The organism is Solilutibacter silvestris (assembly GCF_050574925.1).
Taxonomy (GTDB): domain Bacteria; phylum Pseudomonadota; class Gammaproteobacteria; order Xanthomonadales; family Xanthomonadaceae; genus Solilutibacter; species Solilutibacter silvestris_A.
On the sequence record NZ_JBCMOO010000003.1, the window covers coordinates 150,357 to 176,757 of the forward strand.

24 protein-coding genes are annotated in these 26,401 nt (G+C 65.3%); 6 read left to right on the forward strand and 18 right to left on the reverse strand.

What is annotated here, in order from left to right:
- Positions 1–65: 65 nt before the first annotated feature.
- On the reverse strand, positions 66–941 hold the full coding sequence (locus ABE093_RS07430; protein ID WP_430760249.1) for a CPBP family intramembrane glutamic endopeptidase: 876 nt from the start codon (positions 939–941) through the stop codon (positions 66–68).
- Between the two features lie 66 nt (positions 942–1,007).
- The gene (gene hutU, locus ABE093_RS07435) at positions 1,008–2,720 is read right to left on the reverse strand and encodes a urocanate hydratase (protein WP_430760250.1); all 1,713 of its coding nucleotides are present in this window, start codon (positions 2,718–2,720) and stop codon (positions 1,008–1,010) included.
- A 114-nt stretch (positions 2,721–2,834) separates the two neighbouring features.
- On the opposite strand from hutU, the gene ABE093_RS07440 reads away from it, so the two are divergent.
- Positions 2,835–3,593 (forward strand): class I SAM-dependent methyltransferase, encoded by a 759-nt coding sequence (locus ABE093_RS07440; protein ID WP_430760251.1) that lies wholly within the window; start codon positions 2,835–2,837, stop codon positions 3,591–3,593.
- A gap of 49 nt (positions 3,594–3,642) precedes the next feature.
- On the opposite strand, the gene ABE093_RS07445 is transcribed toward ABE093_RS07440, so the two are convergent.
- Together ABE093_RS07445 and ABE093_RS07450 are read right to left on the reverse strand one after the other, a co-directional pair.
- A complete protein-coding gene (locus ABE093_RS07445; protein WP_430760252.1) occupies positions 3,643–6,654 on the reverse strand; it encodes a glycoside hydrolase domain-containing protein in 3,012 nt (1,003 codons plus the stop codon).
- Between the two features lie 11 nt (positions 6,655–6,665).
- On the reverse strand, positions 6,666–7,172 hold the full coding sequence (locus ABE093_RS07450; RefSeq protein WP_430760253.1) for a YybH family protein: 507 nt from the start codon (positions 7,170–7,172) through the stop codon (positions 6,666–6,668).
- A gap of 52 nt (positions 7,173–7,224) precedes the next feature.
- On the opposite strand from ABE093_RS07450, the gene ABE093_RS07455 reads away from it, so the two are divergent.
- Positions 7,225–8,481, forward strand: a complete 1,257-nt coding sequence (locus tag ABE093_RS07455; protein WP_430760254.1) for an ectonucleotide pyrophosphatase/phosphodiesterase — start codon at positions 7,225–7,227, stop codon at positions 8,479–8,481.
- Entirely contained in the window at positions 8,478–8,984 is a 507-nt protein-coding gene (locus tag ABE093_RS07460) for a methylated-DNA--[protein]-cysteine S-methyltransferase (RefSeq protein ID WP_430760255.1), read from the forward strand. The genes ABE093_RS07455 and ABE093_RS07460 overlap by 4 nt, the downstream gene beginning before the upstream one ends.
- A gap of 10 nt (positions 8,985–8,994) precedes the next feature.
- On the opposite strand, the gene argH is transcribed toward ABE093_RS07460, so the two are convergent.
- The 7 genes from argH to ABE093_RS07495 all read right to left on the reverse strand — a co-directional run bounded on the left by argH (position 8,995) and on the right by ABE093_RS07495 (position 17,465).
- The gene (gene argH / locus ABE093_RS07465) at positions 8,995–10,284 is read right to left on the reverse strand and encodes an argininosuccinate lyase (protein WP_430760256.1); all 1,290 of its coding nucleotides are present in this window, start codon (positions 10,282–10,284) and stop codon (positions 8,995–8,997) included.
- On the reverse strand, positions 10,281–11,234 hold the full coding sequence (argC, locus tag ABE093_RS07470) for an N-acetyl-gamma-glutamyl-phosphate reductase (RefSeq protein WP_430760257.1): 954 nt from the start codon (positions 11,232–11,234) through the stop codon (positions 10,281–10,283). Before argC ends, argH begins: the two co-directional genes overlap by 4 nt.
- A complete protein-coding gene (locus tag ABE093_RS07475; RefSeq protein WP_430760258.1) occupies positions 11,231–12,544 on the reverse strand; it encodes an acetylglutamate kinase in 1,314 nt (437 codons plus the stop codon). The genes argC and ABE093_RS07475 overlap by 4 nt, the downstream gene beginning before the upstream one ends.
- A gap of 87 nt (positions 12,545–12,631) precedes the next feature.
- Positions 12,632–13,723 (reverse strand): acetylornithine deacetylase, encoded by a 1,092-nt coding sequence (locus ABE093_RS07480; RefSeq protein WP_430760260.1) that lies wholly within the window; start codon positions 13,721–13,723, stop codon positions 12,632–12,634.
- Positions 13,716–14,945: an argininosuccinate synthase gene (locus ABE093_RS07485; RefSeq protein ID WP_430760261.1), complete on the reverse strand. Its 1,230-nt coding sequence runs from the start codon at positions 14,943–14,945 to the stop codon at positions 13,716–13,718. The genes ABE093_RS07480 and ABE093_RS07485 overlap by 8 nt, the downstream gene beginning before the upstream one ends.
- Positions 14,946–14,971: 26 nt before the next feature.
- On the reverse strand, positions 14,972–15,976 hold the full coding sequence (locus ABE093_RS07490) for an N-acetylornithine carbamoyltransferase (protein ID WP_430760262.1): 1,005 nt from the start codon (positions 15,974–15,976) through the stop codon (positions 14,972–14,974).
- Between the two features lie 250 nt (positions 15,977–16,226).
- Positions 16,227–17,465, reverse strand: a complete 1,239-nt coding sequence (locus tag ABE093_RS07495) for a formimidoylglutamate deiminase (RefSeq protein ID WP_430760263.1) — start codon at positions 17,463–17,465, stop codon at positions 16,227–16,229.
- A 74-nt stretch (positions 17,466–17,539) separates the two neighbouring features.
- Here ABE093_RS07495 and hutI point away from each other — a divergent pair, with 74 nt between their 5' ends.
- On the forward strand, positions 17,540–18,772 hold the full coding sequence (hutI, locus tag ABE093_RS07500) for an imidazolonepropionase (RefSeq protein ID WP_430760264.1): 1,233 nt from the start codon (positions 17,540–17,542) through the stop codon (positions 18,770–18,772).
- Positions 18,773–18,808: 36 nt separating this feature from the next.
- Entirely contained in the window at positions 18,809–20,005 is a 1,197-nt protein-coding gene (locus ABE093_RS07505) for a dipeptidase (protein ID WP_430760265.1), read from the forward strand.
- A gap of 336 nt (positions 20,006–20,341) precedes the next feature.
- On the opposite strand, the gene ABE093_RS07510 is transcribed toward ABE093_RS07505, so the two are convergent.
- Both ABE093_RS07510 and ABE093_RS07515 read right to left on the reverse strand, forming a co-directional pair.
- Positions 20,342–20,509 (reverse strand): 30S ribosomal protein THX, encoded by a 168-nt coding sequence (locus ABE093_RS07510; RefSeq protein ID WP_430760266.1) that lies wholly within the window; start codon positions 20,507–20,509, stop codon positions 20,342–20,344.
- Positions 20,510–20,579: 70 nt separating this feature from the next.
- Positions 20,580–21,017 (reverse strand): MerC domain-containing protein, encoded by a 438-nt coding sequence (locus ABE093_RS07515; RefSeq protein WP_430760267.1) that lies wholly within the window; start codon positions 21,015–21,017, stop codon positions 20,580–20,582.
- Positions 21,018–21,086: 69 nt separating this feature from the next.
- On the opposite strand from ABE093_RS07515, the gene ABE093_RS07520 reads away from it, so the two are divergent.
- Entirely contained in the window at positions 21,087–23,135 is a 2,049-nt protein-coding gene (locus tag ABE093_RS07520; RefSeq protein ID WP_430760626.1) for a TonB-dependent receptor, read from the forward strand.
- Here the strand turns inward: ABE093_RS07520 and ABE093_RS07525 are convergent.
- The 5 genes from ABE093_RS07525 to ABE093_RS07545 are packed head-to-tail and all read right to left on the reverse strand — an operon-like array spanning position 23,126 to position 26,393.
- On the reverse strand, positions 23,126–23,623 hold the full coding sequence (locus ABE093_RS07525; protein ID WP_430760268.1) for a transcriptional repressor: 498 nt from the start codon (positions 23,621–23,623) through the stop codon (positions 23,126–23,128). The genes ABE093_RS07520 and ABE093_RS07525 overlap by 10 nt on opposite strands.
- A 46-nt stretch (positions 23,624–23,669) precedes the next feature.
- Positions 23,670–25,073 (reverse strand): glutamate--tRNA ligase, encoded by a 1,404-nt coding sequence (gene gltX, locus ABE093_RS07530; RefSeq protein ID WP_430760269.1) that lies wholly within the window; start codon positions 25,071–25,073, stop codon positions 23,670–23,672.
- Positions 25,074–25,103: 30 nt separating this feature from the next.
- On the reverse strand, positions 25,104–25,457 hold the full coding sequence (locus ABE093_RS07535; protein WP_430760270.1) for a hypothetical protein: 354 nt from the start codon (positions 25,455–25,457) through the stop codon (positions 25,104–25,106).
- Positions 25,454–26,029: an RNA polymerase sigma factor gene (locus ABE093_RS07540; RefSeq protein WP_430760271.1), complete on the reverse strand. Its 576-nt coding sequence runs from the start codon at positions 26,027–26,029 to the stop codon at positions 25,454–25,456. The genes ABE093_RS07535 and ABE093_RS07540 overlap by 4 nt, the downstream gene beginning before the upstream one ends.
- Positions 26,022–26,393, reverse strand: a complete 372-nt coding sequence (locus tag ABE093_RS07545) for a DUF6249 domain-containing protein (RefSeq protein WP_430760272.1) — start codon at positions 26,391–26,393, stop codon at positions 26,022–26,024. The genes ABE093_RS07540 and ABE093_RS07545 overlap by 8 nt, the downstream gene beginning before the upstream one ends.
- Between the last annotated feature and the right edge of the window lie 8 nt (positions 26,394–26,401).

A 26,401-nucleotide genomic window follows, 5' to 3' on the forward strand; every position in this document is an offset into this window, starting at 1 on the left:
CCAAGGCTTCGAGCAAAAATTCCCCCTGGTCTCGATCCAGATAATTGGATGCGGCGCTTGCGTGATCAGTCGGCCAAACGACTGCGCTGCTCGCGGTAAAGCCACAAACCCGCAAGCACGATGACTGCAATCGTGAGCACGCTGCCTTCGGGTCCCGCCGTTCCCCCACTCAGCCAATCGGAAGCGGACGACACGGTGTCGAACAGGCGTCCCTGCGCCTTGATGCCGCTATCGGGGCAGCCGAACAGGAATGATTCGGCCCAGTCCCAGGCCGAGTGAAATCCAATCGCCCACCACAATGAGCCGGTGGCGCGTACGCTCCAGCAAAGCACCAAGGCGAACAGCACGGCATTGACCCCGGCGATGGCTGTCTCCTTGTCGTTGCCCAGATGAAGCACGCCGAACACGGACGAAGTGATCAAGGCGGCAGGAAAAAATCCCATTCCTTTCGTCAAGCGAAACAACGGGTAACCGCGGAACAAGGTTTCTTCCATCAAGCCGACGGCCAAGTAACCGACGGCCCAGACGACCGCGTACAACAACCCGCCAGCCAGCGTCTGCCCCGACGGTTCGATGCGAATGGCTCCAAGCAAAGCGAGGACGCCGATCAGCGCGGCACACAACGCAAAACCGACCATCGCGCCGCGCAATGCCTTGCGCGTCCAGCTGCCGTCGCGCAAACCAAAATCGGCCACTCCGCGATGCTGGATTTTCGCCACCACCGCCGTGGCGGCCAGGACGATGGCCAACGTGATTGCAGTCGACGCGATGCTCGAAGGACCTTCGACATCCCCATGCCCGTGGAGACTGATTTGCAGGGCGTGGAGAATGAACGAAGTGAGGAGAACACCACCGATCACGAGCAGCGCGTAGACCAATGTACCGAGCAGCGCCGCTGGAACTCCACGCCAGGTCGAGGCGAACAATCGCGCATCAAGCATCCCGTGCTCCCTCCAAGACTCACAATTCATGGGCCCAGAGCGATCGCTCTGGGCCACGAGCCGTCCTCACGCCATCGGCAACTTCAGCCCCTGCTCCTTCGCGCATTGCTGGGCGATCTCGTAGCCAGCATCGGCGTGGCGCATCACGCCGGTGCCGGGATCGTTCCACAGCACCCGGGCGATGCGCTTGTCGGCGGCTTCGCTGCCATCGCACACGATCACCACGCCAGAATGCTGCGAGTAGCCCATGCCGACGCCACCGCCGTGGTGCAGCGACACCCAGGTCGCGCCACCGGCGACGTTGAGCATGGCGTTGAGCAGCGGCCAATCGGAGACGGCATCGCTGCCATCCTTCATCGATTCGGTTTCGCGATTGGGCGACGCGACGCTGCCGGAATCGAGATGGTCGCGACCGATCACCACCGGCGCCTTCAGTTCGCCGTTGCGGACCATTTCGTTGAAGGCGAGGCCGAGCTTGTGGCGCAGGCCGAGCCCGACCCAGCAGATGCGCGCCGGCAGGCCCTGGAAGCTGATGCGATCGCGCGCCATGTCGAGCCAGCGGTGCAGGTGCGGATCGTCCGGGATCAACTCCTTCACCTTGGCGTCGGTCTTGTAGATGTCTTCCGGGTCGCCGCTCAGGGCGACCCAGCGGAACGGACCGACGCCGCGGCAGAACAGCGGACGCACGTAGGCCGGCACGAATCCGGGGAAATCGAAGGCGTTCTCCAGGCCTTCGTCGAAGGCCATCTGGCGGATGTTGTTGCCGTAGTCGACGGTCGGGATGCCCTGCGCGTGGAAGGCCAGCATCGCCTCGACATGCGTGCGCATCGATTTCTTCGCGGCGTCGCGCACCTTGTCGGGATTCGCCTTCTGTTCGGCTTCCCACTGCTCCACCGTCCAGCCCAGCGGCAGGTAGCCATGCACCGGATCGTGCGCCGACGTCTGGTCGGTGACGCAATCGGGGCGCACGCCGCGCTTCACCAGTTCCGGCAGGATCTCGGCGGCATTCCCCAGCAGCGCGATCGATTTCGCGACGCCGGCCTTGGTGTACTTCTCGATGCGCGCGAGCGCGTCGTCGATATCCGTCGCCTGTTCGTCGACGTAGCGCGTGCGCAGGCGGAAGTCGATGCTCGACTGGCGGCATTCGATGTTGAGCGAGGAGGCACCGGCAAGCGACGCCGCCAACGGCTGCGCGCCGCCCATTCCACCCAGGCCCGCGGTGAGGATCCACTTGCCGGTGAGATCGCCGCCGTAGTGCTGGCGTCCCATCTCGACGAAGGTTTCGTAGGTGCCCTGCACGATGCCCTGCGAGCCGATGTAGATCCACGACCCCGCGGTCATCTGGCCATACATCATCAGGCCCTTGCGATCGAGTTCGTTGAAGTGTTCCCAGGTCGCCCAATGCGGGACGAGATTCGAGTTGGCGATCAGCACGCGCGGCGCGTCGGGATGGCTCGGGAACACGCCAACCGGCTTGCCCGACTGCACCAGCAGCGTTTCGTCGTCGCCGAGCGTCTTCAGCGTCGCGAGGATCTTGTCGTAGCACTCCCAGTCGCGCGCGGCGCGGCCGATGCCGCCGTAGACGACAAGATCCTGCGGACGTTCCGCGACCTCGGCATCGAGGTTGTTCTGCAGCATGCGGTAAGGCGCTTCGGTCAACCACGACCTGCAGTTGAGCTGGTCGCCGCGCGGCGCGCGGATCTGCCGGGTGGGATCGTGTCGGGACGAGCGTGCCGGCGGTGTCGAATCGGCCATCGCGAAACTCCTGCTGTGCAGCATGCGGGGAATTTCCGATTATCGCACTGCCGTCGGCCGTGCTCCCGGGGTGACTGGTGGCAGTGGAGCGCCGCGGGCGTCCGGCGTATGGTGTCGGTCCCAACCCGGAGCCCCGCCATGAAGAAGACCCTGCTTCCGTTGCTGTCCGGCCTCGCCCTCGCCACCACCGTCTGCATCGCGACCGCCAGGAACGCGCCCGTCGACAAGGTGCCCGCCTACGTCAAGGCCGCCATCGCGGATCCCGTGCGCAGCGGGGACACCAAGGACGACGAACGCCGGCACGGTGCCGAGATCGCCGCATTCACCGGCGTCAAACCCGGCGACAAGGTGCTGGAAATCGCACCCGGCGGCGGTTACTTCACCCGCATCTTCAGCAAGGTGGTCGGCGACAAGGGACATGTCTATGCGGTCGTGCCGGAACCGATGCGCAAATACGCGAACGAAACGGCGAAGTTGCCGGAGACGCTCGGCAATGTCGAAGTGGTGTTCCAGCCTGCCGATGCGCTCAGCGCACCGCAGCCGGTCGACATCATCTTCACCTCGCAGAACTATCACGACTATCCCGACAAGTTCATGGGCCCGACGGATCCCGCGTTGCTGGACAAGGCGGCGTTCGCCGCGCTCAAGCCGGGCGGCGTCTTCATCGTGATCGATCATGCCGCCACTGCCGGTTCCGGCCTCGGCGCGACCGAGACGCTGCATCGCATCGATCCGGCGATCGTGAAGCAGCAAGTGGAAGCCGCCGGATTCAAGTTCGTCGGCGAAAGCGCCGTGCTGCGCAACGCTGCCGACGATCACTCGCTGATCGTGTTCGACAAGAGCATCCGCGGCCACACCGACCAGTTCGCCTACAAGTTCCGCAAGCCGATGAAGTAATCAACCTGCGATCACGCCCGTACCCGCGGGCGTGATCGTTCGTTGGCGATTACTGCACGATCAACAACCAGCCCTTGCCGGGTTCCAGCGGAATCGCTTCATCGCGCTTGAACGTGCGCGCGGCCTGGAATCCATCGATCGCCTGCGCGGTGATCGTCGCCTTCGCCGGATCGATGCCCAACGCCTTCCAGTCGATCTGCAACGGCACCGATGCCGTCTGCGGCGCCCACGAAGCGATCGCGACCATCGCCTTGCCCTGGCGCTGGTAGACCGTGGCCAGCACGTCCTTGCGACCCGTTTTCACCGGCACGTCGGGCGCCCACCAGCCGATCATCTCCGACTGTTCGATGCCGAACGCATCCCAGGCCTTCCACAGCCTGCGCGGATCGCCGCCGGTCCACGGCATGCGATTGGTCATGCCGAACACCATCCCCCGCCATGGATTCCCGCCATCCTGCAGCATCTCGCCCATCAGGCCGTACGGGATGCCGGAGATTTCGGTCAGCCAGTACGCCGGCGCGGTCTTCTGGTAATCGAAATACTCGCCGAACCACAGACGATCGAGGTAAGGCATCTGCTCCATGTAGAGCAGCGCGCTGGAATTCCAGCCGTCGCGTTCGTTGTACTGGTTGGCGGAATGCAGGTCGATCAACGGATCGGGACGATGCGCCGCCAGCGCCTTGCGCACGCGCTTCATGGTCACGCGGTCGAAGGCGACGTCGTCGAGATAGAGGCCGTCGATGCCGACGTTGCGCGCCAGCCAGTCCATCCCTTCGATGTAGTAGTTGTTCCAGCGGCTGGCGCCAGAATTGATGATCGCGGCGTCGCGGATTTCCGGCACGTGCCAGGCCGCGATGTAGTCGCCGTCGAGGTGTTCCTGCAGCCACGACCAGCCACCACCCTTGCCGGGGCTGATGATCTCGTGGCCGAGGCTTTCCAGCACCGGCACTTCCGGCGCGTGGTCGGACAATTCGCGGATGGTGTTGTAGATCTTGACCTTGACGCCGCGTGCGTAGGCCGCGTCGATATAGCCCTTCATCTTCGCCGGCTCGAGGAAGGGATAGTTGATCCACGGATTGATCGGCGTGGCGTGATGGATGTTGACCACGGTGGCGCCGATGCCGGTGATTTCATCCAGCGGCGCGTATTTGTGGAAATAGCGCTGCGAGAAGTGGCGCGGCGGATCGATGGTCTTGAACGGCGTGATCCGCAATTCGATGTCGTAGCGCAGGGTGTCGCCGGCCTGCATCGTGCGCGGCCCGCTGAAGGCGACCACGTCGTAGCGATCGCCACTGCGCGCCATGCGGATACCACCCTTGCCACCGTTGTCCCAGGACAGCGGCATCTTCAACGGCTTGTCGTGGTAGAAGTTGGTGTTGAGCGGACGTTCGTAGCGCTCGTCGCGCAGGCGGAATTCCATGCCGGCGTTGACGTCGCCGATCCAGGCCCCGTCCTGGTTCTTCTGCACGTCCCACTTCCAGTCGAAGCGATCGGCGGTTTCGTCGCCCGGGCGACCGAGGCCGATCATGTAGCGTGCGGCGTCGGCAGCGAAGGGGATCTCGAGACGGATGTCGTGCAGCGAGGTCGCCTGCGTCGCCTTCAACGCGATACGGTAATGCAGGCTGCCATCGGCTTCCAGTTCGCCCTGCACGTCCTGCTGCAACGCACCGACATTCGAGCGCGCGTTCCAGCGCACGCGCGCCGGACCGATCGTTTCGACCTTGGGCGACGAGGCGGCGGTCGCGACATTCGTCTTGCCATCATCCACCACCAGACGCATCGGTGCGGCGAGCAAGGCCCGCGGCGTCTTGCCGATCGAAGTCATGCGCGGCGTGAACTCGCTGTCGATCGCGGCCGGCAAGCCATCGCTGCCGATGCGGACATGGCGCCCGAGGATGGCCAGCACATCGCCCTGCACCTGCACCGGCGTGTACGGCGCGACCACGCTGTCGTCCTGGTAGAGCGTTGAATCGAGCCAGCGCAGGCGCGTGAGGTTCTGCGGCGCGTCATCGCCGTGTGCGACGATTTTTTCGGACGCGACTTCGATCTCGATCGGCAGGCGCTGGCTGCCGGCATCGGTGGTGACCGTCGCCACGCCCTTGTAACGGCCCGGCTTGGCGTCGACGGGAATATCGAGTCCCAGCCACAACGGATCGATCCTGCCCTGCGCGACATCATGGCGCTGCGCGAACGGTTGTCCGGTGTAATCGGTGCCGCCGAGCACGAAGCGATGCAGCTTCGAGGTATCGATGCGCGCGCCATTGGCGCCTTGCAGCGAATCGAGCGCGATGCGCACATCGTTCAGGGCGCGGTTCGGCGTCCACAACCCAAGCTGGAAGCTGAGGAATTCGCCGCGTGACGCCGACAGATGCAAGGGCTTCCCGGCGCCACGCATCGCCCAGCGCTGCGGCAGCTGGTCGAACATCCGCACCGGATGCGCGCGATCCTCGCCGAACAGCAGGAACGGCGACCGCTGCGCACCATGCAACACCCGCGCGGTTTCCGCTAGGGATGCGACGCGTTCCATCTCGGTATAGGCATCGAACGGATCGACCGCTTCATAGCCGGCCACCTTTGCCCGCGGCAATGCATCGAGCTTCGTCGGCGATGCCGCGCCGATGCGCGCGCTCCACGCCGGTGCGGCACTGCCTTGCCAGGCCGGATAGGACAGCTTCGGATAATTGCGGCTGCCGGTCTGCTGGAACGGCTGGAAATAGACGAAGTAACGACCCGCGCCCTGCGCCGGTTCAAACACCAGCGTCGCCGACACCTGGTCGACGTGGCGGCGCAGCACGTTGGAAACGGGGTGCCCGGCGGAATCGGTGACGATGATGCGGTGCTCGCCAATCGCACGATCGCGCAATCGCCACGGGATCGTCACCTGCACCGCCGGCGCAGCCGTGGCGACGTCCACCGCGTAACGATGATTGCCGAGGGCGTAGCGATCCCACTTCTCCACCGTCGTCGCGATCTTCTCGTCCTGCGCCAGCGCACGGGCGGGCGACATGGCTGCAATGGCCATCACCGCGAATGCGACCATCCGCTGCAAACGATCACTCATCGATCTTCTCCTCAGTCCATGTCGCAGGAACGGGCGCGATGCGCCTGGAATGCCTGCACCTGCTCGGCACTTGCCTTGACCGGATCGCTTCCGGAATCGAAGACCACCCGCCATTCGCCGTCGGCGTTCTTGCGCCAGACCGAACTGAAACGGCTCAGCATGATTGTCTTGCCACCCTTGCCATCGGCCATCTCGAACAACGCCGGGCCGCTCGACCACGCGATGTCTCCGGAATTGGCGGCGACCACGTGATCGGGATACCAATCGAGCCGCCCCGCCTTGCCGGAGACGAGCCCCGCCCAACGCTCGCCGATGCTGGCGCGCCCGTGCAACGGCGACTTGCCCGTCACGCTGAACACCGCATCGGGATCGACATGCTCGGCGAAGGCCGCGGCATCGTGGCGGCGCACGCTGTCGGCGAACGACATCTCGCGCTCCCACACCGGACAGGCGATCGCGCTGACCGCCGGCACCGCCGGGGTCGCCTGCAACGCCATCATCAACAAAATCGACACCATCGAGACACTCCGGGATGCGAGAATGGCGATGTTAGGGCAATCCGGTTTCCCCATGCATCCGCAAGTCCGCCTGCCGAACTCCTTGCGTTTTCTTTTGCTCGCCTGCCTGTTGCTGGCAGGTTGCGCCACTGCCCCGAGCACACCGCAGCCACGTTCGCCATTGCTGCTGATTTCGGTCGATGGCCTGCGAACGCACGACGTCACCCCGGAATTGATGCCGAACGTGTCGCGCCTTGCAGCCGACGGCGTGCGCGCGATCGACGGCATGCGCCCGTCGTATCCGTCCCTGACTTTTCCCAATCACTACGCCATCGTCACCGGCCTGCGCCCGGACCACCACGGCATCATCCAGAACACCATGCACGATCCGGTGCTCGGCGACTTCAAGGTGTCGAACGAAGCCGCGGTCGGCAATGGACGCTGGTGGGGCGGCGAACCGGTGTGGGTGAGCGTCGAGAAAGCCGACCTGCATTCGGCAACGATGTTCTGGCCGGGCAGCCAGGCCGCAATCGCCGGCGTGCGTCCGTCGCTGTGGCGTCCATACGACAAGTCGTTCAGCGCCAACGCGCGCGCGGACACCGTCAATGCATGGCTGGACGCGCCGGTGGCGACGCGCCCGGACTTCGTCACCGTGTACTTCGACGAGGTGGACGAAGCCGAACACGACAACGGCCCCGGTTCGCCCGAGGCGATCGCCGCGCTGCATGAAGTCGACACCGCGATCGGCCGCATCGTCGACACCTTGCGCGCACGCGGGCAACTCGACCGCACCAACATCGTGCTGGTTTCCGACCACGGCTTCGCCAAGGTTCCGAAGGGACAAGTGGTGATCGTCGAGGACGTCGTATCGAAGGAAGAAGCCAAGGCGGTTTCGCTCGGGCAGGTTCCCGAATTCGCGCCGAACCCCGGCTTCGAGGCGGTTTCCGAACGCAAGCTGCTCGGCCGCCACGATCATTTCGAGTGCTGGAAGAAAGAAGCATTGCCGGCGCGCTGGCATTACGGCAGCAACCCGCGCATTCCACCGATCGTCTGCCAGATGGACGAAGGCTGGGACATGATCGCGCGCTCCGGCGCCGACAAGCGCGCGACCGAAGGCGATCGCGGCTCGCACGGCTTCGATCCCGAACTGCCGTCGATGCGTGCCACCTTCGTCGCGCGCGGCCCGGCATTCGCGCATGGCGCAACGCTGCCGGTCTTCGACAACGTCGATGTCTATCCGTTGTTGATGCATCTGCTCGACCTGAAGCCACGCGCCAACGACGGCAATCCGCGCACCTTCGATTCCGTGCTGCTGCCGGGCTCGAAATGACGATGAAGACGACCGTCCACTGGATGCATGTCGACAGCCCGGTCGGCCAGTTGCTGGTCGCCGCCGGCGACGACGGCCTGCGCGCGATCGAATTTCCGCGCAATCGCCATCCGGTGAAGCGCGATGATGGATGGGTCGAAGCCTCGCATCCGCTGATCGATGAAGCACGGCGCCAGCTCGACGACTATTTCACCGGGAAACGCGAAACGTTCGATCTGCCGCTGGCGCCACGCGGCACGCCGTTCCAGTTGGCGGTCTGGAATGCCTTGCTCGAAATTCCGTTCGGCGATACCTGGACCTACGGCGATCTCGCCCGCCACATCGACCAGCCCTCGGCGGTACGCGCGGTCGGCGCCGCGAACGGCCGCAACCCGATTCCGATCATCGTGCCCTGCCACCGCGTGATCGGCAGCGACGGCATGCTGACCGGCTTCGGTGGTGGACTGCCGACCAAGGAATTCCTGTTGCGCCTCGAAGGCGCCCTTCCCGCTTCGCTGCTCTGATCGCGCGCGACTAGTCGCGCAAGGCGTCCAACCGCGCCTGCAAGGTGTCGAGGCGCAAATCGCCGTGTCCACCCGGCGACACCCGCGCGTCGAGGCTGGCCTGCGGATCGCGCTTCGCCCAGCGTTCGGGATTCGCGGCCTCGCGATAGGCATCGCGGAACGGCAGGCCATCGCGCGCCAGTTCGATCGCGAGATCGGTGGCATACATCGACGGCTCCAGTGCCTGCGCCATCTTCGCCTCGTTCCAGCGCAGCTCGCGCAGCAGATCCGGCAGCAACGCCAGCGCCTTCAACCCGCGGCCGAAACCGTGGAACAACGCGCCCTTGCTGAACTGCAAATCGCGGTGATAACCGGACGGCAGCGACAGCAGGTGCTCGATTTCGCTCTTGGCGGCGGCGACGCTGGCATAGCTTGCGCGCATCAGCTCGATCACGTCGGGATTGCGCTTGTTCGGCATCAGCGAACTGCCGGTGGTGTATTGCGACGGCAGCGCGACGAAAGCGAATTCGCCGCTGGTGAACAGGCTGAGATCCCAGGCCAGGCGGCGCAGGTCGAGCATCGCGCTGCCCAGCGCTTCCAGCGCCGCCAGTTCGAACTTGCCGCGCGACAGCTGCGCGCCGATCGGCGATACCTGCAGGCGCCCGAAATGCAGCGCTTCGGTGACGTGGTCGCGATCCAGCGCGAGGTTCACGCCGTAACCGGCAGCGGTGCCCAACGGATTGGTGTCGACCAGACGATACGTATCGGCGGCGCGTTGCGCATCGTCGATGAACCCTTCGGCCCAGGCGCTCCACCACATCGCGGTCGACGACACCATCGCGCGTTGCAGGTGGGTGTAACCCGCCAGCGGAATCGTCTCGGTGCGCGCGCGGTCCAGCGCGATGGTCGCGACTTCGATGCACAAGGCATGCACCTGGCGCAGGCGATCGCGCAGCCACAGCCGCGTCGCCACCAGCACCTGGTCGTTGCGGCTGCGGCCGGTATGGATCTTCTTGCCGGCTTCGCCAAGGCGTTCGATCAGGCGCGCCTCGATCGCCGAGTGCATGTCCTCGTAGCGCTCGTCGAGCACGAAATCGCCGGCGGCAAAATCGTTGGCGAGCTGCTGCAGCTCGGCATCGATCGCGTTCGTTTCCTCTGCCGTCAGCACCCCGATTCGCTGCAGCCCCTGCGCATGGGCGCGACTGGCTTCGATGTCGTAGAGCATGAATTCGCGATCGAGGATCACGTCGTCGCCGGCCAGGAAGCCCTGGATGTCGGCATCGACCTTGACGCCCGATTTCTGCCACAGGAGATCGCTCATGCCCGCACCTCGTGGGGGATGCCTTCGAGTTCGTCGAACCCGAAGGCGAGATTGAGATTCTGCAGGGCCTGCGTCGCCGCGCCCTTGAGCAGGTTGTCGAGCGTCGATACCACCACCCAACGCCTGCCATCATCCGCAGGCGTGAACCCGCCGACGTGGACGCCGTGCGCATGCGCGATCCGGCTCACCCACGGCGCCTCGTCGAAGACGTCGACCAGCGCTTCGTGGCCGTAGCGGTCGCGATAGAGCGCCAGGACTTCATCGCGGGTGAAGGCGCGATCCAGGTGCAGGTTGCTGGTGATGGTCAGTCCGCGGAAATGCGGCGCCACATGCGGCATGAACTCGACCGCCGCGCAGTGGCGCGTCACTTCGCGTTCGTGCAGGTGGCCGGTCAGCGCATACGGCATCAGGTTGTCGTGCAGCTTGGCCGGATCGTTCTTGTCGCTGGGCGTGGTGCCGGCGCCGGAATAACCGGACACGCCGAAGCACTGCACCGGGCCGACCAGATGTTCGCGCAGCGGCGCGATCGCCAGCTGCATCGCGGTGGCGTAACAGCCGGGGTTGCTGATGCGGCGCTGCCCTGCATACCTGTCGCGGGTGAGTTCCGGCAGGCCGTAGTACCAGCCGTCGTCGAAACGGTAGTCGGCGGAGAGATCGATGACCACCGGATCGTCATCGCGCTTGTCGATCTCGGCGACGCACTGCGCGGCCTTGCCGTTCGGCAGCGCCAGCACATAGGCATCGACGTCCTCGCCCGGCAAGGCTTCGTGCGAGAGGTTGCGGTAACGGAGATCGCCATCGAATCCGGCGACATGATCGGCCACGCGCTGGCCATCGCGCTCGCGCGACGACACGAACCCGAGTTCGAAATGCGGATGCGCGGCCACCAGCCGGATCAGCTCTTCGCCGACATGGCCACGCGCGCCGACCAATCCGATCTTCTTCGTCATGCCGGTTCTTCCAGCGTCGCCGGGCGCGCCATCGCCTGCTCCACGCACTCGCGGATGGTGGTGAAATCATCCACGCCGTACCAATAGCACTTCCAGAGCCCGTTCTTCAGGCTGCCATCGGCTTCCGAATCGTAGAAGGCATTGATCGGATTGTGGCGGCGCGAGCGCCAGTACAGCGACGGCGTCTCCGCACGCATCTGCTGCCATACCGCGCGCCCGAGGCCCTCGCCCTGCGCATCATCGAGCACCGCGAACTTGTCGAGATAGGGTCGACCACCCTCATCGGTGAGGATCACCGCGGCACGATAGTTCTCGCTGACGTAGGCACGCAGCAGCTTGGTGCGCTCGAAATAATCCGGGAGCAGCTTGCGTCCGAAGGCCGAATCGATCAGTTCGCGCAGGCGCGGCAGGTCGAGCTCGTCCCAGCTCTTCGCCTGCAGCACGCGTTCGCCACGACGCACCAGCGTGCCCGATCCCTTGTGGGTGAACAGTTCCTTCGCCAGTTCGGACGGCCGCGTGATCGACACCGACGACGACAGCGGCAGCGCGTCGAGCAGGTCCTTGATCTGCTCGATCTTCACCCGCATGCCGCCATGGATCCAGGGCTGAGCAAGCAAGTGCTCATACTCGGTCGACAGGTTGATCGAATCGATGACGCGATCGTTGCCGTCGAGCAAACCGCCGGTCCCGGTGAGGAACACGATCTTGTACGGCTGCAGCGTCTTGATCAGTTCGTTCGCGGCCCAGTCGGCATTGACGTTGACGATCTGGCCGTCGCCGGTTTCGCCCAGCGAGGCGATCACCGGAATCGAACCGACCTTGATCGCGGCGAGGATGCCATCGGTATCGACGCGCGTGACCTTGCCGACCAGCCCGTAACGCGCCTGATCGAGGAATTCCGTCTCGAAGATACCCGACTGGATCGATGTCGCGCGCACGCCTTCGGCCTGCAGCGCCTCGACCAGCTTGAGGTTCTCCTGGCGCATGACGCGACGCACGACCGTCAGCACCGGCGCATCGGTGTAGCGCAGGCCGTCGATGGTGACCTTCTCGATGCCGGCGGCCTGCATCTCGCTGTCAAGCTGCGGACCGGCGCCATGCACGACGATCGGCGTCAGGCCGACCTGCTGCAGGAAAGCCAGGGACGAAGTGAGCGCCTCGAGGTCGTCGCGCAGCACCGCGCCGCCGACCTTGACCACGGCGAAGCGCGCCGCGTCGAGTTGCGAGAAGCGCTTGAGGTACTGCTGGATTTCCTTGGTGCTGCCCATGCTGGACAACAGGCGGACGATAGTGGTGCGCAGATCGGTCATGGTGAGCAAGGCGAGATCAGCATGCTTCCGGAAGAGTCCCCCGATCGCCACGCAGGACGGTCGAAGGCAGGGCGACGGCATTCATGTTCATTGCTCCATCAGTTGGTGGTAACGGGATGCGACATCGGAAAGTTGTTGCAGCGACACCCATTCGTCGGCGGTATGCGCCTGGGCGATATCGCCGGGACCGTAGACGACGGCATTCAGCCCCGCCTGCGAGAACAGCGAGGCTTCGGTCCAGAAATCGACGGCGGGACCGATCGGCAGCCGCAGCGATTCCGCGAATGCCTGCGCGGCATGGCGGCGTGCTTCCGCCGCGTCCGCCGCGCCACCCGGCAGCGACGGACCGCGGAAGGTTTCCTCGTAATCGACGCCGGCGGCGGCGAAGCCGCGGAATTGCGCGTGCAGCGCGTCCATGTCCTGCGAAGGCAACGGCCGGAACCCGAAGCGCAGTTCCGCCTCGGGCGCGATCACGTTGGCCTTGATGCCGCCTTCGACGCGACCGATGTTGAAGCGCAGCCCGTGCAGGCCGCCGAATTCCTGTGTGTCGTGCGACTGCACGAAATCGAGCGCCTGCGATCCCCAGCGGATTGCCTGGTGCAGCGCGTTCGCCTGCATCGCCTGCGTCCCGGACGCATGTCCGGCCGTGCCATGGAACTGCATTCGCACCGAACTGATGCCGCGATGCGCCAGCACCGCCGCACCCTTGGTCGGTTCTGCCACGACGACGTCGCGGAAACCATGGCCGCGTTGCAGGAACGCGGCGATGCAACGCGGATCGTTGGCCTCTTCATCCGTGGTGAAGAGGAAGGCGGCGTCGCCGTTCGTCATGCTGGCTGCGGCCACCAGTCCCGCGGCAGCGCCCTTGATATCGCAGGCGCCGAGGCCGATCGCGCGATCGTCCGTCACCCGCAGCACGTGCGGATCGGCGCTCCAGTGCGGCGAATCCGGCACGGTATCGAGATGCACGTTGAACAGGAACTTCGGCTTGCCGCGCACCGCGAAGAACGACACCGCGCCGGCACCGTGATCGATCACCTCGACATCGAAGCCGGGCAACTGCGCGCGCAGGTAACCGAAGATGCTGTCGGCTTCGGCAATCGCGCGCGGCGGATTGCGCGTGTCGAACGACACCAGCGCGGCGAGATGCTTCAGGGTGGCGGCGAGCAGGTCAGACATTGCCGTCGTGATTCACTTCCGCCCACAGCGTGCTGCTCATGCCGAACAGCTTGATGAAGCCTTCGGCCTCTTCCACGCCCCAGTCGGCCGACTGCGCATAGGTCGCGCCCTTGGCGTGGAGGATGTGCGGCGAACGCACTTCCACCGCGTCGACGCGCGCACCGGAGGTTTCCAGCACCACTTCGCCATTGACCTTGCGCTGGCTCGACTTGAGGAAGGCTTCGAGATCGGCCTTCAACGGATCGGAATAGAAGCCTTCGTAGACCAGCTCGACCCACTTGCGCGCGATGTCGGGCTTGAAGCGGTTCTGCTGCTTGGACAGCACCGCTTCTTCCAGCGCGCGATGCGCCGTGAGCAATGAAATGAGGCCCGGCGCTTCATACACGATGCGGCCCTTGAGACCGATGGTGGTGTCGCCGGTGTACATGCCGCGGCCGACGCCATACGGCGCGAACAGCGCGTTGAGCTTGGCCAGCAGTTGCGCACCGTGCAGCGCCTCGCCGTCGATCGACACCGCTTCGCCTTCGATGAACTTCAGCGTAACCCGCAGCGGCTGCGCAGGCCATTCGCTGCGCGGCTTGCACCAGCCACGCGCGCCTTCGCCCGGCGCCTTCCAGGCATCGATCTCGCCGCCGGACAACGTCACGCCCAGCAGGTTTTCGTTGATGGTGTACTGCTGCTGCTTGGCGCGCACGCCGAAACCGCGCTCCTCCAGGTACTTCTGCTCGTAGGCGCGGGTCTGAGTGTGTTCCTTCTGGATTTCGCGGATCGGCGCGACGATGCGGTAATCGCCGCTAGCCTTCACCGCCAGGTCGAAACGCACCTGGTCGTTGCCCATGCCGGTGCAACCGTGGGCGATGGCATTGGTGCCGAGCGCATGCGCGCGCGCCAATGCGGCGTCGACGATCAGGTAGCGGTCGGACACCAGCAGCGGATACTGGCCTTGGTAGCCCTCGCCCGCCCACACGAACGGCTTGACGAATCCGTTCCAGATCGCCGGGCCGCCATCGACGGTGACGTGCGAGGCCACGCCGAGTTCCGCCGCGCGCGCTTCGATGAAGGCGCGCTCTTCCGCATCGACACCGCCGGTATCGGCGAACACGGTGTGCACGTTCCAGCCGCGCTCCTTCAGATAGGGCACGCAGAAGCTGGTGTCGAGTCCACCGGAAAAGGCGAGGACGATGTCTTTGGACGTATTGGTTGAAGCGGGGGAAGCGGTCATCTGGAAATATCCGTAAAAATTAAGAGTTATTGCTTCGCAAGCGCAGCCATCACCGCCTTCTGCACGTGCAGGCGGTTTTCGGCTTCATCGATGGCGATGCAGTTGGGCGAATCCATCACACCGTCGGTGGCCTTGACGTTGCGGCGCAACGGCAGGCAGTGCGAGAACACGCCGTTGTTGGTCAGGCCCATCTTGCGTTCGTCGACGATGAAGTGCTTGAACTGGTCGCGGATGGGTTTCTCTTTCTCCCAGTTGCCGAAGTACGGCAGCGCGCCCCAGCTCTTGGCATAGACCACGTCGGCATCGCGATAGGCGCTGTCGATGTCATGGCTGATGGCCAGCGAGCCACCGCTCTCGGCGACGTTCTGCGCCGCCCAGCCCGTGTAGCGTTCGTCCAGCAGGTATTCCTCGGTCGGGCACAGCAGGGTCACGTCCATGCCCATGCGCGTGGCGATGGTCAGCGCCGAATTGGCGACCGCGGTGTTCAGCGCCTTCGGATGGTAGGTCCAGGTCAGCACGTATTTCTTGCCGCGCAGGTCGGTCGTGCCGAAGTGTTCCTGCAGCGCCAGCGCATGCGCCAACTCCTGGCAGGGATGGGTGATCGTTTCCATGTTGATCACCGGCACCGTCGAATACTTGGCGAAGCCGTTGAGCACGCGGTCCTGGCGATCAATCGACCAATCGACGAACTTGGGGAAGGCGCGCACGCCAATCAGGTCGACATAGCGCGACAGCACCTTCGCCACTTCGGCGATGTGCTCTTCCGCCTCGCCGTCCATCACCGTGCCGAGATCGAATTCGATCGGCCAGGCGTCCTTGCCCGGCTGCAGCACCACCGCATGGCCGCCGAGCTGGAACGTACCCAGCTCGAAACTGGTGCGGGTGCGCAACGATGAGTTGAAGAACACCAGCGCGACGCCCTTGCCTTTCAGCGCATCGCCGAAACGCTGCCGCTTGTAGCGGGCGGCATCTGCCAGCACGGCGTCGAGTTCGGCGCGGGTCCAGTCCTGGGTATTGAGGAAATGTTTCATCGGGGCATTCAACGGGAAGAAGATGACAGGGAGTAATGGGAAGGGAGAAAACGAAAAAGCCCGGCGCGGGGCCGGGCTTCACTTGGCTGCATGCGCGCAGCGATTCGAACCGGCCGGAGTCAGTGCTCGTACGGTCGGCGCGCGCGCGACGTCATGCCGCTGGCCATGGCGGCGGCAGACAGGTAGATGGCGTCGGTGCAAGTGCGCATCCGGCGATTCTCGCACCCCCCGTTGTGCACCGCAAGAGCAGTTACGCCTGCAACAACTGGCTCATCGCCCGGCGGTAACGGGCTTCGATGGCCTCGCGGGCGAGGTGCCGGCCCTCGGCGACCACCTCCCGCCCCGCCACCTCGACCGTGCGGATCGCCGGCCGGTTGCCGGAAAAGACCCAGCGATCGGCCACGTCGGCGTCGGCTGCCCCGGCCAGGATCGGGGCATCGGCGTCCAGCACCACCCGGTCCTGCCCGGTGAAGCCGGTCGATTGCGCGGCGCTCGCGGCGACGCCGGCCAGCAGGGTCTCGCCGACACTGGGCGAGACCGAACTGATGGCGATGTTGCGGCGCTGGCGCTGCAGGCGCTGGCCGTATTCCAGCCAGCGCAGCTCCTCGATCGGCGAGACCGAGATATGCGAGTCGGAACCGATGCCCCAGCGCCCGCCGTGGTCGAGGTAATCGCGGAACGGGAAGAAGCCGTCGCCGAGGTTGGCTTCGGTGGTGGTGCAGATCGCCGCGGTCGCACCGGAGGTGGCGAGATCGCGCACTTCGCCGGCATCGAGATGGGTCGCATGCACCAGCGTCCAGCGCGCATCGACGTCGGCGTGATCGAGCAGCCAACGCACCGGGCGCGCGCCACGCAAGGCCACGCACTCCTCCACTTCAGGCATCTGTTCGGCGATATGGATGTGGATGCGGGCGTCGTGCGGCAATCCGGCGATCGTCTCCCGCATCGCCGCCTCGGGCACCGCGCGCAAGCTGTGCAAGGCGCAACCGACGCGCAGCGATTCGTTCTCGTCCTTGCGCAAGGTTTCGATCAGGCGCAGGTAGGCATCGACTTCATGGCCGAAACGGCGCTGGCGCTCCGACAGCGGCCGGCCATCGAATCCGCCGGTCATGTACAGCACCGGTAGCAAGGTCAGGCGGATGCCGGTGTCGCGCGCCGCTTTGATCAGCGCCCGCGACATCGCCGCAGCATCGGCGTAGGGATGACCATCGGGTTGGTGATGGAGATAGTGGAATTCGCAGACCGTGGTGTAGCCGGCTTCCAGCATCTCCGCATACAACTGCGACGCCACCACATGCAGCGATTCGGGATCGAAGCGCGACGCCAGCGCATACATCGTCTCGCGCCAGGTCCAGAACGAATCCTCGGGATGGGTTTGCCGCTCGCCCAGTCCGGCCATCGCGCGCTGGAAGGCATGCGAATGGAGATTGGCGATGCCCGGCATCTGCCAACCGGCGGGAATGCGTTGCATGAGGGGTGCGTGCGCCATTCCGTCATTGTGCCGGATGCCCACGCGCGCATGCGAGAATCCGTGGATACGGCAGATACGGGAGAGGATTGGAGATGGGCGACAGCGCCGACAGCGGACTCCTGCTCGGACCGACCCTGGCCACGCTGGATGACGGCTCCAATCAGGCACGAACCGGCTATGGCCTGATCGAAGACGGCGCACTCGCCTGGCGCGATGGTCGCATCGTCTACGCCGGATCGCGCGCGGCACTGCCCGCCGAACTCTCCACCATCGCCACGCCGATCGAAGCAAGCGGATTGGTCACGCCGGGACTGGTCGATTGCCATACCCATGTCGTGTTCGCGGGCGATCGTGCCGGCGAATTCGAACTGCGCTTGCAGGGCGCGAGTTACGAGGAGATCGCCCGCGCCGGCGGCGGCATCGTGTCCAGCGTGCGTGCGGTGCGCGCCGCCAGCGAGGACGCGTTGCTGGAAGAATCATTGCCGCGCGTGCTCGACCTGATCGCCGATGGCGTGACCACGCTCGAGATCAAGTCCGGCTACGGCCTCGACTTCGACAACGAACGCAAGATGCTGCGGGTCGCACGCGCGATCGGCGAGCGCACCGGCATCACCGTGCGCACGACCTATCTCGCCGCACACGCATTGCCGCCCGAATACGCCGGGCGCAGCGACGACTACATCACTGCCGTGATCGAATGGCTGCCGCGCCTGCACGCGGAAGGACTGGTCGATGCCGTCGATGCCTTCTGCGAAGGCATCGGTTTCTCGCCCGCGCAGACGCGTCGCGTGTTCGAGGCCGCGCGCGTACTGGGATTGCCTGTCAAATTGCACGCCGACCAGTTGAGCGATCTCGGCGGCGCGGCGCTGGCTGCGGAATTCTCCGGCCTCTCCGCCGATCATATCGAGCACACGTCCGAAGCCGGCGTGCGCGCGATGGCGGAATCCGGAACCGTCGCGGTATTGCTGCCCGGCGCCTTCCACGTCCTGCGTGAAACGAAGTTGCCGCCGCTCGACCTGCTGCGCCGGCACGGCGTGGCGATGGCGGTCGCCACCGACTGCAATCCCGGCACCTCGCCGCTGCGCTCGCTGCGCCAGGCGATGCAACTCGCCACCATGCATTTCCGCCTGACACCCGAGGAAGCCCTGCGCGGCGCGACCACGCACGCGACACGCGCGCTCGCGCTGGACGATCGCGGCACATTGCGCATCGGACAACGCGCCGACTTCGTGCTGTGGAACGTCGCGCAGCCGGCGGAACTCTGCTACTGGTTGGGCGGACGCCTTGCCCATTCCGTGTATGCCGGCGGCAAACGCATCGCCTGACCGCCCATTCCGACCTTGATTGATGGAGATCGCGCCATGAAGCCCCTGCGTTCCCTGCTCGCCACCGCCCTGCTCGCCGCGTTGCCGTCACTCGCCCTGGCGCAGGCGACGCCCGCCGCGCGCAAGCTGGCGCACGACGCGATCATCGTCGACACCCATATCGACGGCCCCGAGATGTTGCAGGACGGCTGGCGCGACCTCGGCCAACGCACCGATCGCGAATTCGACTGGCCGAAGGCGCAGCAAGGTGGGCTCAAGGTCGCCTTCATGTCGATCTATACCTCGCCCAAGCAGGACGCCGAGGACAAGGCCTACCAGGTCGCCAACGCGATGATCGATTCGATCGAGGCGCTGGTGCAGCGCCATCCGGACAAATTCGCATTGCTGCGCTCACCGCGCGATGTCGCCCGTCGCAAGCCCGGTGTCGTGTTGCTGCCGTTCGGCATGGAGAACGGCGCGCCGATCGGCAGCGACCTGCGGCGGCTGCAATTCTTCCATGATCGTGGCGTGCGCTACATCACCCTCGCCCACAGCGCCGCCAACCGCATCGCCGATTCCTCGTATGGCATCGAACGCAAATGGCATGGCCTGAGCCCGTTCGGCCGCGACGTGGTGAAGGAGATGAATCGCCTCGGCATCATGGTCGATGTCTCGCACCTGTCCGACGAATCGGCGATGGAAGCGATCAAGCTGAGCCGCGTGCCGGTGATCGCCAGCCATTCCGGCATGCGCCACTTCACCCCAGGCTTCGAGCGCAACGCCAGCGATGACGTCGCCAAGGCGATCGCGGCGAAGGGCGGCGTGGTGCAACTCACCTTCGGCACCGGTTTCGTCAATCCCAAGGCCGCCGCCGACATGCAGGGCAGCTTCCGCGCGCGCGAGGACCTGCGCCTGCGCAATCTCGCCGCCAAGGCCGCAGGCAAGCCGATCGAGGACGAAGCCGAATTCTCCGCGCGTTGGGAGCGCGAGCATCCGTCGCCCAAGACCGACATTTCCGCTGTGATCGACCAGGTCGTCTATGCGGTCAAGCTGGTCGGCATCGACCATGTCGGCATCGGTTCCGATTTCGATGGCGTCGACGGCAACTTGCCGACGCAGCTGCAAAGCGTCGCCGACTACCCGAACCTGGTCGCGGGACTGCAGGCGCGCGGGCTGCGCGAAGGCGACATCCGCAAGATCCTCGGCGGCAACCTGCTGCGCGTGTGGACGGCGGTTGAGAACGGCGCGCAATAAGCACGCGCTGTCTCAGTGGGTCGCCAGTCCGGTGCGCGGGACGCCGTGAATCCATCCATGGACGCGCAACGCCCGCTTACCGGACTGGCGACCCACTGAGCGCGCGTGTTGTTGCTTTCAAGAGAAAGAGCGAAAAGCTCGCCACCGGCGGCGCCTGTGCGGTTCGTCCGTATCGCCGACCATACGAGGCAGGATGCCGAGTCGAGCCTACATGGACGTATTCACGGCGTGTCGGCGATACGGATAACCGCTGCAGGCGCTCAGCCGGGCGATGCTTTGATGCAACAAAAAAGCCCCGCTTTCGCGGGGCCTTGTATCTGCTACGTGTCGGCGAAATCAGGCCGACTTGGCTGCCTTCTTCGCGACCACCTTCTTGGCGGCAGCCTTCTTCACCGGCGCGGCGGCGGTGCCGGCTGCCTTGGTGACGGCCTTCGCGCTGCGGGCATTGCCGTAGCTGCTGCTGTAACGCTTGCCCTTGGCGGTCTTGCGGTCGCCCTTGCCCATCGTGTTTCTCCCGTTCTGTGGTGCCCGGAGACTCGACGTGCCCGCGGCGTGTGTGGAATGACCGGTGATTTTAGCGCGCTTCGGCCGCGCAGCACAGACCGGCGTCGTGGCGGCGGCTGGCGCGCAGGTTGGCCAGGTGCGCCGAGGCGACCAGCAGGCCGCCCGCTCCCATCGCCAATACGTGCCAGATCAGCTGGTGGTGGAAGCGCGGGACCAGGATTCCGGTCCAGAGCACGGCGATGCCCAGCGCCATGGTCGCGGGGATGTGGTGCCGGCGATGGCGACGCCACGACGACACCGTGCTGAGCAGGCCCACCACCGAAACGAACAGGACGAAGCCGATTTCGATGCGATCGCCGAACCAGGCCGCTGCGCCCAGGGTCGGGATCAACGCCAGCACCAGCGGCGCGGCCAGGCAATGGATCGCGCACAGGAACGAGCCGGTCGCCCCGATGCGGTCGATCCAGCCGCGGCTGGCGTCATGACTTCTGGCAGTGGTGGCGTTCATTTACGAAACTATATAACATTCGCTATTGAAACTATATAACATTTCATTGTCCCCATGAATGGTATCTCCATGCCCGGTTTCCCGCTGCGTCGCCATCTCGTTCTCGCCCTGTCCCTGGCCCTCGCCAGCCCGCTCCTGATGGCCCAGCAGGCCGCTCCGGCGGCGAACCCGGGACCTGCCGACCAGAACAACCCCCAGAACCCGGCCGATCCCCGCCATCACGACAAGAACGATCCCCACGCCGATGACCTCGGTCGGGTCGAGGTGACCGCCAGCCCGATCGGCAATCCGCTGGCCAAGCCGGTCTCGGTGCTGGCCGGCGAAAAGCTGGACGAGGCGCGTGCCGGCAACCTCGGCGACACCATCAGCACCATTCCCGGCGTGCAGAGTTCCAACTTCGGCGCCGGCGTCGGCCGCCCGGTGATCCGCGGCATGGACGGCCCGCGCGTGGCGGTGATGTCGAACGGCATGGCGACGCAGGACGTTTCGACCGTCAGCCAGGACCACTCGCCGGCGGTGGAACCCTTTCTCGCCGACCAGATCGAAGTGCTGAAGGGGCCGTCCACCCTGCTGTTCGGTTCAGGCGCGATCGGCGGCGCGGTGAACGTGGTCGATGGCCGCATTCCCGAAGCACCGATCGACAACGGCATCCAGGGTCGCACCGAATTGCGTTACGACACCGGCAGCCATGGCAATACCGGGATGTTCCGCCTCGACGGCGGCAACAAGAATTTCGCGCTGCATGCCGATGGCGTGCGTCGCGACGACGGCGATTACGCCATCCCACACGGCACCCAGGCCAATTCCTACGTGCGCACCGGCACCGGATCGCTGGGCGCGTCGTGGCTCGGCGATTGGGGCTTCGTCGGCATCAACGCCTCGCGCTACCTCGACAACTACGGCAATCCCGGCGAGCCGGGCGAACCCGGCGTGCTGGGCAGCGGCGTGCATCTGCAGATGCGCCAGGAGCGCTACGAATTGCGCGGCGGCCTGCCGAAGTTGTGGAATGGTGGTGGCCTGAAGTTCTCGTTCGCGCACACCGACTACAACCACGTCGAATTCGAAGACGGCACGCCGGGCACGACCTTCTTCAAGAAGGCCAACGAAGGCCGCGTCGAAGGATCGTTCGATCTCGCTGGTTGGAAGAGCGCGGTCGGCGTGCAGGCCAGCGACAGCAGCTTCCGCGCGATCGGCGAGGAAGCCTTCATCTCCCCCACCACCACGCATGCGTTCGGCGTGTTCGCGGTGGCCAAGCGCAGCTGGAAGCCGGTCGATGTCGAGCTGGGCGTGCGCGGCGACGACGTGCGTTCGCGCACCAGTGACGGCCTGTCCGCGAAGTTCCATCCGCTGAGCGCATCAATGGGCGCGAGCTGGAAATTCGCGCAGGGCTGGCGCCTCAACCTCAACCTCGACCACGCCGAACGCGCGCCGGCAGAGGAAGAACTGTTCGCCAACGGCCCGCACATCGCGACGCTGGCGTTCGAGCGCGGCAACCCCCTGTTGCGACGCGAAGCCTCCAATCAGATCGATCTCGGCCTGAAGTATTTCTCGTCGCGTTTCGACATCTCCGGAAACATCTACGCCAATCGCGTCAACGGCTTCATCTATCTCGCCGATACCGGCGAAACATGGTTCTGGGAAGGCGGCGACCGCGACCTGCCGGTGCGCCAGTGGACGCAGGCGAATGCGCGCTTCCGCGGCGCCGAAGCCGATGCCACCTGGCATCTCACCCCGGACAAGGACTATCGCTTGGACCTGCGCCTGTACGCCGACGTGGTGCGGGCAACGCTGGCGAACGGCGACAACCTGCCGCGCATCGCGCCTTCGCGCCTGGGCGCGCAACTGCACTTCGAACAGGGCGCATGGCGCACGTCACTCGGTGCGGTGCGGGTGGATCGCCAGGATCGCGTGGCGCCCGGCGAAACCTCGACACCCGGCTACACCTCGGTCGACGCGCATGCCGCCTATCACGTCGACGATGGCGGTTTGAGCTGGGAGATCTTCGCCGACGGTCGCAACCTGACCAACCAGGTCCAGCGCGTGCACACCTCGTTCCTCAAGGACGAAGTGGTGTTGCCCGGCCGCAGTTTCAGTATCGGCGTGCGCGCCTATTTCTGACCGCTGCAGGCCGCGCACAGGCCGTGCACTTCCAGCGTTTGCGCCTGCGGACTGAAGCCCAGTTCGCGGGCCTTGCTGTCGAGCAGTTCGACGATGGCCTGGTCCTCCAGTTCGACCGCGCTGTGGCAGCGACTGCAGATCAGGAACGGCACCGAGTGCTGCGCCGAATTCGGATGGTGGCAGGCGACGAAGGCGTTCACCGACTCCAGCTTGTGGATGAAGCCGTTGGCGAGCAGGAAATCGAGCGCGCGGTAGATGGTCGGCGGCGCGGCGGCACCGGGACCGTCGCCATCGCGAACCTTGTCGAGCAGGTCGTAGGCCTTGATCGGCTGGCCGGCGTCGGCGATCAGCGCCAGCACCCGCTCGCGGATCGGCGTCAGCCGCAATCCGCGCTGGCCGCAGGCGTGCTGCACGGCAGCGATGAAGCTGCCGGCATCATCGACGTGATGCGAGGGATCGGTGCAGTCGTGGTGGTCGTGGCGGCCCATGGCGGAATGATGGGGCCGAACTGAGCCTTCCTCAAGCCGGCCTTCCTCAAGCCGCCGGGATCTTCCCCAGCGCGGCGTCGATGCGGGTCAGTGCCTCGGCCTGGCCGCACAGATAGACGGTATGGCTGATGTCGGGGCTGACCTGGGTCCCTGTCACTGCGACGCGCAACGGCTGCGCGACCTTGCCCATGCCGACGCCGCAGGCTTCGGCGACCTGGTGCAGCGCTTCGCCCACGGACGTGGCCGTCCATTCGGTGAGTTCCGCGAGACGGCGGCGCGCTTCTTCCAGCGCCGGGCGTGCTTCCGGCTTGAGGTGCTTGGCGACCGCTGCATCGTCGTAGTGTTCCAGCGGCCCGAACCACACGCCCGATTTCTCCGCCATTTCCTTCAGCGTCTGCACGCGCTCGCGCAGCGCGACCACGATGTCGGCCGGCTTCGGTCCTTTCGTAAGGTCGTAGCCCGCTTGCTGCAGATGCCAGACAAGGTGTTTGGCAACGGCGTCGGGATCGTCGTTCTTCAGGTATTGCTGGTTGAGCCAGCCGAGCTTGGCCATGTCGAGGCGCGCGGCCTTGGCGTTGACGTCCTTGAGCTCGAACAAGGCGATGAGTTCGGCGATCGAGAAGATCTCCTGGTCGCCATGCGACCAGCCGAGGCGCGCGAGATAATTGAGCAACGCATGCGGCAGGTAGCCGGCATCGCGGTACTGCATCACGTCGGCGGCGCCGGTGCGCTTGCTGAGCTTGGCGCCCTGCTCGTCGAGGATCATCGGCAGGTGGGCGAATCGCGGCGGTTCCGTGCCCAGCGCGCGATAGATGTTGATCTGGCGCGGCGTATTGTTGACGTGGTCGTCGCCACGCACCACGTCGGTGATGCCCATGTCGAGATCGTCGACCACCACCGCGAAGTTGTAGGTCGGATAGCCGTCGCTGCGGAAGATCACCAGATCGTCCAGCTCGGTGTTCTGCCATTCGATGCGACCCTTGACCAGGTCGTCGAACACCACGCTGCCCTCGCGCGGATTGCGGAAGCGGATCACCCGGTTGGGATCGTCACGGAATTCCACCTTCTCGTCGCGATAGCGACCGCTGTAGCGCGGCTTCTCGCCGGCGGCCATCGCCACCTCGCGCATCGCTTCGAGTTCTTCCTTGGTTTCGTAGGCGTAATAAGCGGTGCCGGCCGCGACCATCTGCTCCGCCACTTCGCGATAGCGCGCGAGGCGATCGGTCTGGTAGATGGGACCTTCGTCGTAGCCCAGTCCGAGCCAGTCCATCGCCTCGAGGATGGCGTCGATCGCGGCCTGGGTGCTGCGTTCGCGATCGGTGTCCTCGATGCGCAGGACGAACTGGCCATCGGAATGGCGTGAGGCCAGCCAGCAATACAGCGCGGTGCGCGCGCCGCCGATGTGGAGGTAGCCGGTGGGACTGGGAGCGAAGCGGGTACGGACGGTCATGAGGGTAAGTACTAACTAAACCCGAGTATTTTAGCGCGGCGCACCCAACCCCTGCCCTTCCCGATCCTCGACTTCGGCCAGTCCCCAGCCCAGCCCCAGCAAGGACATCACCACCACGACCAGGAAAAGGATGATGGCCGCAGATGACGCGTCGCGATGGAGCCAGTCGTGCCAGCCCGCACGCAGCACCGGCGCCGTGCCAAGCGCCAGCCAACAGGCAATCGCGCCCGCAGCGCTCATGGCGGCCACCAGCATCCATGACGACGCACGACGGCGCGGTGGAAGCGCCTGCATGACGCGATCGCTGAAACCGCCGTCGGCAACTGGTCCGTCGAAGGCGTCGCGCAACAGTTTGTCGAAGCCGTCGTCGTTTTTGTGATTCATGGTCTTTCTCCTGGATGATTCGTGCCCTGCCACGCCGTCATCCGTTGCCTGAGTTTCGTTTTCCCGCGCAAGGCATGGGTCTTCACCGTCCCCAACGGCATGTCCAGCACGTAGGCGGCTTCCTCGTGGCTCAACCCCAGCTGCACGCAATGCAGGAGCACCATCTGTTCCGCATCGGAAAGATGGCGCATTGCACGGGCAAGATCGAGTTTCAGGTCGGTCGCGTCCATCGGAGCCTGCAGTTCGTCCACGGCATCTTCCTGCGTTCGATTCTGGATCCACGACGATCGACGGCGTGCCTGCAGGAAACAGCTATAGGCGATGCGATAGAGCCAGGTGGAGAACTGCGCATCACCGCGGAATTGCCCCAGTTTCTTCCAGGCCAGCAGGAACGTTTCCTGGGCCAGGTCGTCCGCTGCGGCGGCATCGCCACGCAGCAGCCGGCGCAATTGCGCGCGCACCATGCCCTGGTGGCGGCGCACCAACTGTTCGAAGGCGCGCTGGTCGTTGCCCAACAAGACCCTGGCGACCAGGGCCTTGTCGATGCACGCCCCCGCTTCGCGATCAGCCATGTGTCTCGTCGCGGCGGTTCAACCACCAGCTGGCGAGATAGCCCAGACCCGTCATGAGCGGCAGCAGGCCCAGGCCCCACAGGCTGTGCAGGCTGTGGCCATCGGCCAGTTCGCCAGGCAGGGCGAACAGCATCAGCATCAATCCGAGGCCGCCGCTGATGAGCACCAGCGCGCGGCGGCGCTCGGAATAGCCGATGCCGGGCTCGATCAGGAGTTGCGTCGGCAGCTCCACGCCCTTGTCGGCGAGTTCAAGCAGCGCGCGGTAGCGTGCCTGCGTCTGTTGATGGCGATAGCGCAACACGACCAGGACGATCAGGACGGGGGCGCCCATCACGATCAGGGGAATCAGCATGATCGGATCCATTGTTTCTC